The 12,450-nt window shown below is 70.4% G+C and carries 13 protein-coding genes; 7 read left to right on the top strand and 6 right to left on the bottom strand.

All coding sequences use genetic code 11. The features are described 5' to 3' along the window. Nucleotides 1–1,050 carry a C40 family peptidase gene (locus tag LUZ64_RS13050; RefSeq protein ID WP_232390486.1) on the bottom strand — a complete coding sequence of 350 codons (1,050 nt, stop codon included), beginning with the start codon at nt 1,048–1,050 and terminating at the stop codon, nt 1–3. Nucleotides 1,051–1,383: 333 nt separating this feature from the next. Here LUZ64_RS13050 and pstS point away from each other — a divergent pair, with 333 nt between their 5' ends. The 4 genes from pstS (at nt 1,384) to pstB (ending at nt 5,611) form a co-directional block, all read left to right on the top strand. Continuing rightward, the gene (pstS, locus tag LUZ64_RS13045; protein WP_095580016.1) at nt 1,384–2,514 is read left to right on the top strand and encodes a phosphate ABC transporter substrate-binding protein PstS; all 1,131 of its coding nucleotides are present in this window, start codon (nt 1,384–1,386) and stop codon (nt 2,512–2,514) included. A gap of 108 nt (nt 2,515–2,622) precedes the next feature. Next, complete coding sequence (pstC, locus tag LUZ64_RS13040; RefSeq protein ID WP_095580014.1) at nt 2,623–3,615, top strand: phosphate ABC transporter permease subunit PstC; 993 nt, start codon at nt 2,623–2,625, stop codon at nt 3,613–3,615. Nucleotides 3,616–3,626: 11 nt separating this feature from the next. Further along, nucleotides 3,627–4,697 (top strand): phosphate ABC transporter permease PstA, encoded by a 1,071-nt coding sequence (pstA, locus tag LUZ64_RS13035; protein ID WP_095580030.1) that lies wholly within the window; start codon nt 3,627–3,629, stop codon nt 4,695–4,697. A 134-nt stretch (nt 4,698–4,831) separates the two neighbouring features. After that, nucleotides 4,832–5,611, top strand: a complete 780-nt coding sequence (pstB, locus tag LUZ64_RS13030; RefSeq protein WP_095580012.1) for a phosphate ABC transporter ATP-binding protein PstB — start codon at nt 4,832–4,834, stop codon at nt 5,609–5,611. Between the two features lie 131 nt (nt 5,612–5,742). Here pstB and LUZ64_RS13025 read toward each other — a convergent pair whose 3' ends face one another. After that, nucleotides 5,743–6,741, bottom strand: a complete 999-nt coding sequence (locus LUZ64_RS13025) for an inorganic phosphate transporter (RefSeq protein ID WP_087926879.1) — start codon at nt 6,739–6,741, stop codon at nt 5,743–5,745. A gap of 6 nt (nt 6,742–6,747) precedes the next feature. Continuing rightward, nucleotides 6,748–7,368: a DUF47 domain-containing protein gene (locus tag LUZ64_RS13020; protein ID WP_087926880.1), complete on the bottom strand. Its 621-nt coding sequence runs from the start codon at nt 7,366–7,368 to the stop codon at nt 6,748–6,750. A 252-nt stretch (nt 7,369–7,620) separates the two neighbouring features. Here LUZ64_RS13020 and LUZ64_RS13015 point away from each other — a divergent pair, with 252 nt between their 5' ends. Then, nucleotides 7,621–8,040: a metal-sensitive transcriptional regulator gene (locus LUZ64_RS13015; protein WP_095580010.1), complete on the top strand. Its 420-nt coding sequence runs from the start codon at nt 7,621–7,623 to the stop codon at nt 8,038–8,040. Between the two features lie 140 nt (nt 8,041–8,180). Here LUZ64_RS13015 and LUZ64_RS13010 read toward each other — a convergent pair whose 3' ends face one another. Further along, the gene (locus LUZ64_RS13010) at nt 8,181–8,369 is read right to left on the bottom strand and encodes a hypothetical protein (protein ID WP_095581189.1); all 189 of its coding nucleotides are present in this window, start codon (nt 8,367–8,369) and stop codon (nt 8,181–8,183) included. A gap of 175 nt (nt 8,370–8,544) precedes the next feature. Continuing rightward, complete coding sequence (locus LUZ64_RS13005) at nt 8,545–9,483, bottom strand: SCO4651 family lipoprotein (RefSeq protein WP_095581188.1); 939 nt, start codon at nt 9,481–9,483, stop codon at nt 8,545–8,547. Nucleotides 9,484–9,580: 97 nt separating this feature from the next. On the opposite strand from LUZ64_RS13005, the gene LUZ64_RS13000 reads away from it, so the two are divergent. Both LUZ64_RS13000 and LUZ64_RS12995 read left to right on the top strand, forming a co-directional pair. After that, nucleotides 9,581–9,781, top strand: a complete 201-nt coding sequence (locus LUZ64_RS13000) for a hypothetical protein (RefSeq protein WP_095581187.1) — start codon at nt 9,581–9,583, stop codon at nt 9,779–9,781. 234 nt (nt 9,782–10,015) lie between these two features. Beyond that, the gene (locus LUZ64_RS12995; RefSeq protein WP_232390493.1) at nt 10,016–11,575 is read left to right on the top strand and encodes an FAD-binding oxidoreductase; all 1,560 of its coding nucleotides are present in this window, start codon (nt 10,016–10,018) and stop codon (nt 11,573–11,575) included. 100 nt (nt 11,576–11,675) lie between these two features. Here the strand turns inward: LUZ64_RS12995 and LUZ64_RS12990 are convergent, their stop codons facing one another. Beyond that, nucleotides 11,676–12,404 carry a phosphatase PAP2 family protein gene (locus LUZ64_RS12990; protein ID WP_095581185.1) on the bottom strand — a complete coding sequence of 243 codons (729 nt, stop codon included), beginning with the start codon at nt 12,402–12,404 and terminating at the stop codon, nt 11,676–11,678. Nucleotides 12,405–12,450 lie beyond the last annotated feature (46 nt).

The following is a 12,450-nucleotide window of genomic DNA, read 5'->3' as shown; positions in this document are numbered from 1 at the left end:
CTACCCCGGCCGCACCACCCCGAGCACCGGCATCGACCCCGCCCCCGCCGTCGTCACCTGCCGGCCGGGCCGCGGCGCGTGCACCATCGTGCCGTCCCCCACGTACATCCCCACATGGCTCGCGTCCGCGAAGTAGATGATCAGATCGCCCGGGCGCATGTCCTTCACGTCAACCTTGGGCAGCTGCCGCCACTGCTCCTGCGAGGTGCGCGGTATGGGCCGGCCGGCCGCGGCCCAGGCCTTCAGGGTCAGGCCCGAGCAGTCGAAGGTGTCCGGGCCCTCGGCGCCCCACACGTAGTTCTTGCCTATCTGGGCGGTCGCGAAGGCGACGGCCCGCTTGCCGTCACCCGTCGCCGAGCCGGCGTCCTTGAGGGTGACGCCCTTCACCGCGTCGGAGGAGAGCCACTGCTTCTGCTGCTGCCGGGCCCGGTCCTCCTCCAGCTGCCGCAGCCTCTCCTTCTCCTTCTCCTCCAGCCGCGACTCCAGCGCCCTGGCGGCCGACAGCTTGGACTCGATCTCCCGCTTGGCGCTCTCCTTGCGCTTCCGCTCGTCGTCGAGCGTGCGCCAGCGCTTGCTCGCGGCCTTCGCGTAGCCGTCGAGGTCCTTCTGGGTGGCGGCGGCCTCGGCGATCAGACCGCGTGTGGCGGCCTCCCCTTTATGGGTGAGCGCGAGGCCCTCCAGGAAGGTCTGCGGGGAAGCCGAGAGGAAGAGCCGCACCTGGGGCGGCATGGAGCCGTCGCGGTACTGCGCGCGGGCCAGCGAGCCGGCCTGGTTACGGAGCCGGTTCATCCGCTCCTGCGCGGCGGCGGCGTTCTTCGCGATCTCCACGATCGACTTCTCCTGGCGGCGGGTCGCCTCGTCCGCCGCGTTGTACGCGTCGGTGGCCGCCTCCGCCTGCCGGTAGAGACCCTCCACCTCCTTGTGCACGTCCTCCAGACTTCGCGACGGCGGCTTCGGGTCCGCGAACGCCACGCCCGGCACGGCGACCGCCCAGACCAACGCGGTCAGCGCTATCGCGTATCCGCCCGTACCCCTGCCGTTCCGCCTCACAGGCCACCTCCGCGGCGTCCGCCCCCACGTCTGACATACCGTCACGCGAGACTCGGATGCTGCCATGACCACCCGCAAACCGACAGAGATCTGCGTCACACTCGACGGGGAAATCGGCCTTTCTGCCGGGCTACCACCCTGACGGGTGAGGTTCACCCTCCGTTCACTCTCACCCTTCGACCGCTTCACCTGTTCTGCCTAATTTCAGCCGTAGAGGGTGTGAGCCCCACCGTCCGAACGGCCCTCACCCTCGTGGCACGACCAGAGCAACATGAGCACCACCCACCTCTCGCACGCCGCCCCAGCGGCGGCTCCCGGAAGGAACACCCGAAAGTGAAGCTTCAGCGCAAGAACCGGCTCCGCGCCGTCGCCTTCGGCGCCATCGCCGTCTCCGGCGCCCTGGTCCTCACGGCGTGCGGCTCGGACGACAACAGCGGCGGCGGCTCCACCGGCGGTGGCTCCACCAAGGCCGCCGGCAACATCAAGTGCGAGGGCAAGGGCCAGCTGCTGGCCTCGGGCTCGTCCGCGCAGAAGAACGCCATGGACCTGTGGGTCAAGAACTTCATGGCGGCCTGCAAGGACATCCAGATCAACTACAAGCCCACCGGTTCGGGCGCGGGCATCCAGGAGTTCCTCCAGGGCAAGACCGCCTTCGCCGGCTCCGACTCCGCGCTCAAGCCGGAGGAGGTCACCAAGTCCAAGGAGGTCGTCAAGGGCGGCCAGGGCATCAACCTCCCGCTGGTCGGCGGCCCCATCGCCGTGGGTTACAAGATCCCCGGCGTGAAGGACCTGGTCCTGGACGCGGACACGCTCGCCAAGATCTTCGACAACAAGATCGAGAAGTGGAACGACCCGGCGATCGCCAAGCTCAACAAGGACGCCAAGCTCCCGGACCTCAAGATCCAGGCGTTCCACCGCTCCGACGAGTCGGGCACCACGGACAACTTCACCAAGTACCTCAAGGCCACCGCCGACAAGTCCTGGCCCTATGAGCCCGCCAAGGCCTGGAAGCCCAAGGGCGGCCAGTCCGCCGACGGCTCGGCCGGTGTGTCCTCGCAGGTCAAGCAGACCGACGGGGCCATCTCCTACTTCGAGCTCTCCTACGCCACCGCCAACAAGATCGACACGGTCAAGCTGAACACTGGCGCCAGCGCCCCGGTCGAGGCCACCTCGGACAACGCCTCCAAGGCGATCGCCGAGGCCAAGATCACCGGCACCGGCAAGGACCTCGCGCTCAAGCTCAACTACGCCACCAAGGCCGAGGGCGCCTACCCGATCACCCTGGTGACGTACGAGGTCGTCGGCGACAAGGGCAACAAGGCCGAGACCCTGCCCGCCACCAAGTCCTTCCTGACCTACATCGCGAGCGAGGACGGCCAGTCCGTCCTCAAGGACCTCGGCTACGCCCCGCTGCCCGCCGAGATCGCGACGAAGGTCCGCGAGGCCGTCGCGAGCCTCGCCTGACCCGTGTGCGGCCGGGCCCCGGACCGGGTCCCGGCCGCACCGTCCGGTGCACCGCCGCGCCAGGGGCCGCGCTCACCCGCGAGCCGGCCCCGCAGACCGGAGAAACCCATGGAAATATCCTCAGCCACCGCAGACTCACCACCGCCACCGGCCGGCGGGCCCGCCACCGAGGCCCGGACGAAGTCGGCCACCCGCCCGGGTGACCGCGTCTTCCTCGCCTTCTCCCGGGGCTCCGGCATCCTGCTCCTGGTGATCATGGCCGCGATCGCGGTCTTCCTCACCGTCCGGGCCACCAGCGCCCTCTCGAAGAACGAAGGAAACTTCTTCACCACCTTCGAGTGGACCGCCAACGGCACCCCGCCGGTCTTCGGCATCGCCGTCCTGGCCTTCGGCACCGTGGTCAGCTCGGTCATCGCGATGCTCATCGCGGTGCCGGTCGCCATCGGCATCGCGCTCTTCATCTCGCACTACGCGCCGCGCCGGCTGGCCGCCCCGCTGTCCTACGTGATCGACCTGCTCGCCGCCGTGCCGTCCATCGTCTACGGCCTCTGGGGCGCCCTTTTCCTGGTGCCGCACCTCGGCGGCCTCTACAGCTGGTTCGACGACTACCTCGGCTGGACCGGGATCCTCGCGTACCACGACGGCGCCGCCCGCTCCCTCTTCACCATCGGCATCCTGCTGGCGATCATGATCCTGCCGATCGTCACCAGCGTCAGCCGCGAGGTCTTCCTCCAGACCCCGAAGATGAACGAGGAGGCCGCGCTCGCCCTCGGCGCGACCCGCTGGGAAGTCATCCGGATGGCCGTCCTGCCGTTCGGCCGTTCCGGTGTCATCAGCGCCTCGATGCTGGGCCTCGGCCGCGCGCTCGGCGAGACCATGGCCGTCGCGACCGTCCTCTCCCCGGGCTTCGAGATCGGCAAGAGCCTGCTGGACCCCGGCGGCGGAACGTTTGCTCAGAACATCGCGAGCAGCTTCAAGGAGTCCGGTGAGATCGGCAAGGACGCCCTGATCGCCTCCGGTCTGGTGCTCTTCGTCCTCACCCTGCTGGTCAACGGCGCCGCCCGCCTGATCATCGCGCGCCGCAAGGAGTACACGGCATGAGCGGAGTGACCATGAACGAGCCGCTGGTCGCCGACGACGTCCCGCGCGCCTCGCGCCCCCTGCGCCAGCCGCGCCTCCCCCGCTGGACCCCGGCCGCCCTCGCCGCCGCCTCGGTGGCCCTGGGCACGGGCATCGGCCTGGGCGCCGGGCTGAACAGCCGCATCCAGTGGGGCCTGATCGCCGTCCTCCTCTTCGTCGCCGGGATGTACGCCCTCGCGGCCCGTGTCGAGGGCCGCCGCCAGGCCAAGGACCGGCTGGCCACCAGCCTGGTCTGGGTCTGCTTCGTGCTCGCCGTGATCCCGCTGGTCTCCCTCGGCTGGGAGACGATCTCGCGCGGCAGCAAGGTGCTCGACGGGAACTTCCTTACGCACTCCATGGCCGGCGTGCTGACCATCCAGCCCGGCGGCGGTGTCTACCACGCGATCATCGGCACCCTGGAGCAGGTCGGCATCGCCACCGCCATCGCGGCCCCGATCGGCCTGCTCACCGCCGTCTACCTGGTGGAGTACGGCCGCGGCCGGCTCGCCAAGGCGGTCACCTTCTTCGTCGACGTCATGACGGGCATCCCGTCGATCGTCGCCGGTCTGTTCATCCTCAGCTTCTGGATCCTGATGCTGGACTTCGGCTACTCCGGCTTCGCCGGGTCGATGGCCCTCGCGATCCTGATGATGCCCGTCGTCGTCCGCTCCACCGAGGAGATGCTCAAGCTCGTACCGAACGAGCTGCGCGAGGCCTCGCTGGCCCTGGGCGTCCCCAAGTGGCGCACGATCCTCAAGGTCGTCCTGCCCACCGCCATCGGCGGCATCGCCACCGGTGTGATGCTCGCGGTCGCCCGCATCGCCGGTGAGTCCGCCCCGATCGTGCTGCTGGTCTTCGGCTCCCAGCTGATCAACAACAACCCCTTCGACGGAGCCCAGTCCTCGCTGCCGTACTACATCTACGAGCAGTGGGCGGCCGGCAACGAGGCGAGCTACGACCGCGCCTGGGCGGCGGCCCTCGTCCTGATCGCCTTCGTCATGATCCTCAACCTGGTGGCCCGCGGCATCGCCCGCTGGAAGGCCCCGAAGGGAGGACGTAGGTGAGCTGCAGCGGAGGCCGGGGGTCGCCCCCGAGGAACGAGGGGGCGACCCCCGGCCGTAGCGGAAGCGAATCCAAGTCCGACCATTCGACGCAGACCCATCGCTGACAGCGATAGCAGAAAGCAGAAGTGATCCCCATGGCCAAGCGAATCGACGTCAGCGGCCTCTCCGCGTTCTACGGCGCCCACAAGGCCATCGACGACATCTCGATGACCGTCGAGCCCCGCTCCGTGACCGCCTTCATCGGCCCGTCCGGCTGCGGAAAGTCCACCTTCCTGCGCACCCTGAACCGGATGCACGAGGTCACCCCCGGTGGCCGCGTCGAGGGCAAGGTGATGCTGGACGACGAGAACCTCTACGGTCCCGGCGTCGACCCGGTCTCCGTGCGCCGCACGGTCGGCATGGTCTTCCAGCGCCCGAACCCCTTCCCGACCATGTCCATCTACGAGAACGTGGCCGCAGGCATCCGGCTCAACGGCGACCGCGTCCGCAAGTCCGACATGGACGCGATCGTGGAGCGCTCCCTCCAGGGTGCCAACCTCTGGAAGGAGGTCAAGGACCGGCTGAACAAGCCGGGAGCGGGCCTCTCCGGCGGTCAGCAGCAGCGCCTGTGCATCGCGCGGGCGATCGCCGTGGAGCCCCAGGTCCTGCTGATGGACGAGCCCTGCTCGGCGCTCGACCCGATCTCCACCCTCGCCATCGAGGACCTGATCGGCGAGCTCAAGGAGCGCTTCACCATCGTGATCGTCACGCACAACATGCAGCAGGCCGCGCGCGTGTCGGACCGCACGGCCTTCTTCAACCTCGCGGGCGTCGGCCGGCCGGGCAAGCTGATCGAGATCGACGACACGGAGCGGATCTTCTCCAACCCCTCGGTGCAGGCCACGGAGGACTACATCTCGGGCCGCTTCGGCTGAGCCCGCCGAGAGCCGCCTTGCGGCGCTGCATGGCGGTGCCGCCGCAAGGCGAAGGGCCCGCCCCCGGTGACTACCAGGGGGCGGGCCCGTCCGCTTTTCCGTACCGTCGTGTTTCCGTACCGCCGTGCCGGCTATCCGAACGCGAGGTTCACGATCCAATAGCTGAACGCGGCGACGACGGCCGCGGCCGGCATGGTGATGAACCAGCCCATCACGATGTTCTTGGCGACGCCCCAGCGGACCGCGCGCGACCCCTTGGTCGAGCCCACGCCCATGATCGCGGACGTGATGACATGCGTGGTGGAGATCGGCGCGTGGAACATGAACGACGCCGTGTACATCACCGAGGCGGCGGTCGTCTCGGCCGCGAAGCCCTGCGGCGGGTCCAGCTCGATGATCCGGCGGCCGAGCGTCCGCATGATCCGCCAGCCACCCGCGTACGTACCGAGCGACAGAGTGATCGCGCAGGAGAGCTTGACCCACAGCGGGATCGCGTCGTCCATGGACTGGACATCACCGATGACCAGGGCCATCACCACGATGCCCATGGTCTTCTGCGCGTCCTGGAGACCGTGGCCGAGCGCCATGCCCGCCGCGGAGACGGTCTGGGCGATCCGGAAGCCGCGCTTCGCCTTGTGCGGGTTGGCCTTCCGGAACATCCACATGATCACGACCATCACCAGATAGCCGATGATCAGGCCGACGAACGGCGAGAGGAACATCGGGATGACGACCTTCTCGACGACGCCCGACCAGATGACGGTCGTACCGCCCGCGAGCGCCGCGCCCACCATGCCGCCGAACAGGGCGTGCGAGGAGGACGACGGAAGGCCGAAGTACCAGGTGATCATGTTCCAGGCGATCGCGCCGATCAGCGCGGCGAAGAGGATGCCCATCCCCTTGTCGCCCACCGGCGTCTCGATCAGGCCCTTGCTGACGGTCTTGGCGACCCCGCTGCCGAGGAAGGCACCCGCGAGGTTCATCACCGCCGCCATCGCGAGGGCCGCGCGCGGGGTCAGCGCCCGCGTGGAGACCGAGGTCGCGATGGCGTTCGCGGAATCGTGGAAACCGTTCGTATATGTGAATCCGAGCGCGACCGCGATGGTCACGACAAGCGCAAACGTGTCCACCGGGGGTCAGGACTCCTTGACCGCGATGGTCTCGACCGTGTTCGCGACATGCTCGAACGCGTCGGCGGCCTCCTCCAGCACGTCGACGATCTGCTTGAGCTTCAGCACCTCGATGGCGTCGTACTTGCCGTTGAAGAGCTGGGCGAGGAGCTTGCGGTGGATCTGGTCCGCCTGGTTCTCCAGACGGTTCACCTCGATCCAGTACTCCGTGAGGTTGGTCATGGTCCGGAGGTTCGGCATGGCCTCGGCGGTCAGCTCGGCGGCCCGGGCGAGGACCTCGATCTGCTGCTCGACGCCCTTCGGAAGCTCCTCGATCTGGTACAGCACGACCAGGTCGACGGCCTCCTCCATGAAGTCCATGATGTCGTCGAGCGAGCCGGCGAGGGTGTAGATGTCCTCGCGGTCGAACGGCGTGATGAAGGAGGAGTTCAGCTGGTGGAAGATCGCGTGCGTCGCGTCGTCCCCCGCGTGCTCCGCTGCCCGCATCCGCTCGGCGATCTCGGCTCGGGCGGACGTGTCCGCTCCGAGCAGTTCCATCAGGAGCTTGGAGCCCGTGACGATGTTGTCCGCGGAGGCGGCGAACATGTCGTAGAAGCTCGTCTCCCTGGGGGTCAGACGAAAACGCACGTGGGATCCTCGGGGTGCAGCGGATTCGGTCTCGTTGATGCTAGGCGCATCATCGGGCCACAGCTAACTGGCATTCCCTCAGTGTCGCCCATCGGGCAGAGTGCTCACCAAGCCAGGTACCGCCTCCGGCGGCGAATTTCTGTACCATATACCCAGCGGGGGTATACGAGTGGGGTATACGCCATGACAGGGGAACAAACCCCTCGGCCCGCGGACCGCCGACGGCTCCGCGGCGGAACGACGGAGGACGCCATGACGGACGGCATGACGACGGAAGCCGACGTGAGCGGCGGCATCACCGAGCCGGCCGCGCCGTCCTGCCACGGCGCCGCACCGGCCCCGGCCGGCGCGCCCCAGGACCCGCCGGCCACCGGCGGCCCGGCACACGGCCCGCACGGCTACAGCGCCCAGAAGGACCAGCACCTCAAGCGCCTGCGCCGGATCGAGGGCCAGATCCGCGGACTCCAGCGCATGGTCGAGGAAGACGTCTACTGCATCGACATACTCACCCAGGTCTCGGCGAGCACGAAGGCCCTCCAGTCCTTCGCCCTCCAGCTCCTGGAGCAGCACCTACGGCACTGCGTGGCGGACGCGGCCCTCAAGGGCGGCGCCGAGATCGACGCGAAGGTCGCGGAGGCGACGGCGGCGATCGCGAGGCTGCTGCGGACGTGACGCCGGGTGCGCGAACCAGCCCGTCCGGCGTTTGAGGACCGGGGTCCGGGGCGGAGCCCCGGTTGAGGGAAGGGGCGGGCAGGGGAAAGCCCCCGCAGGGTCACCACCACGGCGACGGCCACGCACCGCGCCGAGCACGCTCACCCCGCGTCCCCGCCCCCGTCCCCGGACTCCCCCCGCCGGACGACCCTGAGCACCTCGTCGATCCGATCCGGACTCAACCGATCCTCATCCGCGCTCGACGCCGCGATCATCAGATCACCGTAGAGATCGATCTCGATGAGGGCCACGGGATCCGGCCCGCCCGACGAACCGCGTCGCGAAACCACGTGATTCACCTCCTCGGGTCTGCTCAGGTCCTCGGCTCTCGCCTGTTCAGGCCCTCCAGGCCCTTGTCCGCCCCCTTACGGGGGCCCGCTCTCCGATTCACCAGCGTAGTGATCGGTACACATGGCGCGCATGGCACAGAAGGACCATTTCCATGGCCAACTACGCCCTGCCGCGTTATTTCCGCGGCGAACCCACCGTCCCCGCATAGATATCGGCGGGAGCGGGCAGGAGCACCCGCACCGGGGTGCCGAAGTCGTAGAGCTCGACGGTCGAGACCACGGTCATCGGCGGCGCCGAGGCCACCGGTGAGGCGGAAGAGGCGCGCCCACGGCCGTCGACACTGAAGCGGTGGCTCACCCTCCGCGGTCGGCCCTGGTCGTCGAGGTAGGCGTCGAACGCCACTGTGCCGTTGGAGAACCCTTTCGCCGCTACGGTCAACGGTTCGCGGTCCCGCTCGGGCGCCGCGCGGGCGGCCCTGCCGAGGTCGATCGTCCCCCAATAGTGCCGCACCCGGACGCCGCCTACCCGCTCGTCCCGCATGTATGTCACCTCCCTGGCACCACCGAGCAGTTCGGCCGCGGCGAGCGGGTCGGTGGCACCGTTCGTGAGGAGGTTGCCGTCGGCGAGCGAGGCCGTGGCCAACCGCACCCAGCTGTCGCCGGGGACCCCGGCGCCGCGGTTCTTCATGAAGAGCCGGCCGGGGGTGAAGACCTCGGTGATCGGGCGGTGTTCGGCGGTGCCCGCGGCGTCCTCGGGCATGAGCACCGTCAACTGCCCGGCCGGCCGGGAGAAGTCGTAGAGCCCCCTGCCCTGGATGGTGAGCCGGGTGCCGCCGCTGACCGTCTCCATGGACGTACGCACCTTCGCGCCCCCGGCGCCCGCGAGCACACGGGCGGCGCGGGCCAGGGCCTCGCGCGCCCGGCGGGGGTCGCTCTCGTCGCCCGCCGGGCGGGCCTGGCTGCTCAGGCTCTTCAGGTCCTCCCGCAGCCCGCTGCCATCAGGCACGACGGGGTCCTGGGCCGCGCAGCCGGAGAGCAGCAGCCCGAGGGCGAGGCCGCCCGCCACCGCGTTGGCGACGACCGCGCCCCTGTGTCCGTGCCGCAGCACCACCATGCCCGTCAGCCCCCTGCCACCGCTGCCACCACCTGTGGAACCCGTTACTGTCAACGACCACTCCGGGGCGCCCGTCACGGCCCGGTACGGTGATGGCGTGTCCGACACAGCCCTCACGAGCCTGTCCCCGGCCCACTCCACGAGCACCACCGAGACGGGCTCCTTCTGCAGCGCCCGCTGTACGTGCGGCTGGCGCGGCCCGGCCCGCCGGGCCCGCTCCCTCGCCCGCGACGACGCCACGGCGCACGCCGGCGCCGGAAGTGAGGGAACCGGTTCCGTGGGTACACCATCTGTCTAGGCGGTCGAACGACGGACAGCGGTGGGGTGGCGGGGCGGCATGGCCAGGGGCGGGCGCGTGGAACGGGCGACGGACGGCGCGGAGGGCCCACCGGACAGGACTCCGCGCCGGATTCCGGACAGGACCCCCGGCAGGACCCCGGACAGGGCACCGGAAAGAACTCCGGGCAGGGCCGCGGGCGACGTCTCCGGCAAGACGAAGGGCGAGGGCGGCGGCCCGGCCCGCCGGCACGTCCTGGCCGCCGGTACGGGCCTGGCGGCGGCCGGTGTCTGGGCGGCCTCCTGCGGTGACAGCCGGGGCTACGCCTCGCCCTCCGGCCCGTCGGACCGCGTGCCCGTGGCGAGCGCCAAGGCCGCCCCGCGCACCAAGGCGGGCGCCGCCGACTGGACGGCGCTCGGCAAGGGCCTGGCCGGCGGCCTCGTCCGCCCCGGCGACGCGGACTACGCCACGGCCCGCCAGCTCTACAACACCCGCTTCGACGGGCTCCGCCCGGCCGCGGTCGCCTATGTGGAGAACACCCGCGACGTAGCCGAGTGCCTCGCCTTCGCCCGCCGCCACACCACCCGGATATCCATACGTAACGGTGGTCACAGCTATGCCGGTTGGTCGAGCGGTACCGACCGTCTCGTCATCGATGTCTCACGGCTCAGGACGGTCCGTACGCCGTCCTCCGGCACGGCCGTCGTCGGGGCCGGAGCCAAGCTCATCGACGTGTACACGGCCCTCGCCGCGCGGGGCGTGACCGTACCGGCGGGCTCCTGCCCCACCGTCGGCGTCTCCGGGCTCGCCCTCGGCGGCGGACACGGCGTCACCTCCCGGGCGTACGGCCTGACCTGCGACAGCCTCACCGGCGCCACGGTCGTCACGGCGGACGGCAGGACCGTCGACTGCGACGCGACCCGTGACGCCGACCTCTTCTGGGCCCTGCGCGGCGCGGGCAACGGCAACTTCGGCGTCGTGACCGAGCTCCGCTTCCGCACCCACAAGGCCGCGGACGGCGTCTCCGGATATGTCTCCTGGCCCTGGTCCCGGGCCGCCGACGTGCTGCGCGTCTGGCAGGAGTGGGGGCCGGGCCGCCCGGACGAGATCTGGTCCTCCTGCGATCTGTCGACCGCGGCCGGCGGCACACCGCGCGTCTCCGTCTCGGCGTACTCGCTCGGCACCTACGGCGACCTGGCGAACAGCCTCGACCGGCTCGTCGCCGAGGTGGGCGGCGCCTCGAACGGGGTGCGGCTGCGCCGCCGCACCCACCTCGACATGGTCCGCGGCTACGCGGGATGCGGTGAGAAGACGACCACGCAGTGCCATCTGCCGGGCCGGACGCCCGGCCGGGAGGCCGCGGGCGCCCTGAAGCGGGAGACCTACGCGGCGCGCTCCGACTTCTACGACCGCTCGGCGGGCGCGGCGGGCAACCGCGCCCTGACCGACCAGATGGAACGTTTCAGCAGGAAGGGCGGCAGCGGTGGCGCCGCCATCCAGCTGACGGCGCTGGGCGGCGCGGTCAACCGCGTGAAGCCGCTGGAGACGGCCTTCGTGCACCGTCGCTCCCGCTTCCTCGCGCAGTACCTGACGTCCTGGGCGGCGGGCGGCTCCGGGGCCGGGCAGACGTCCTGGCTGGACGGCACGCACGCGGCGATGCGCCGCTACGCCTCGGGCGCGGCGTACCAGAACTACGCGGACCCCGGCCTGAAGGACTGGCGGAAGGCCTATTACGGGGACGCGGAGGGCCGTCTGACGAAGCTCAAGGGGCGGTACGACCCGAACCGCCTCTTCGACTTCCCGCAGGCTCTGTGAGCCGCTGACGGGCCCGGGCGGGGCTTCGCGCGCCGTCCCTCACGCGCGGGTCCGGGCGGCGGGCCCCCGTGGACATGGAGCCCGCCGCTCCGGTCGCCCGTCAGGCGGCGAGATCGTTGTCCCGGTGCAGCGGCTGCTCGGGGAGCCCCCGGCCGGCGGGCCCGGCGGCCGCCACCAGGGGCGCGACGGCCCTGTCCGACCGTACGAGCCGGCCCGCGCGGGTCTCCGCCACGCGCCGGGCCAGCGGGGTGAGGAGCATCATCGCCAGGGGCGCGAGCAGCAGGGCCACGGCCGTGCCGAGGGCGAGGCCGCCGATGACGTCCGTGGGGTAGTGGACGCCCATGTAGACCCGGCAGAAGCCCTCCAGGAACGCGAGGGCGATCCCGATCAGGCCGTACTTGCGGTGGGCGACGAAGAGCCCCACGCCGAGCGCCATGGTGAGCGTCGCGTGGTCGCTGACGAAGGAGTAATCGGTCTTGCCCTTGACCAGGACCTCAAGACCGGAGTGATCGAGGAACGGCCGGGGGCGTTTGACGAAGCCTCGGATCGGGATGTTGACGAGCAGCGCGATCCCGGCGGCGAGCGGCGCCCAGCACAGCGCGGCGACGGCCGCCGGGGCGTCCTCGCGCTTGCGCACGCTCCACCACGCGAAGAGCATCAGCACGCCGAGTCCGAGGACGATCCCGTACTCGCCGATGAACTCGACGAGGCGGTCGAGCCAGTTGGGGGCGGCCTTGGCGATGCCGTTGATGTCGTACAGCGTGCTGGTGTCGGGGTTGGACCCGCCCCTGGCCTCCGACATGGGATAACCCACCGCGAGTCCAGCCATGTGTCGTGGCCCCTTATCTGTCGCCTGTTGCTACGTCCAGCTGCCG

Source organism: Streptomyces albireticuli (assembly GCF_021228125.1).
Taxonomy (GTDB): Bacteria; Actinomycetota; Actinomycetes; order Streptomycetales; family Streptomycetaceae; genus Streptomyces; species Streptomyces albireticuli.
The sequence above is the reverse complement of the archived record's forward strand: the minus strand, read 5'-3'. Positions and strand labels throughout refer to the sequence as shown.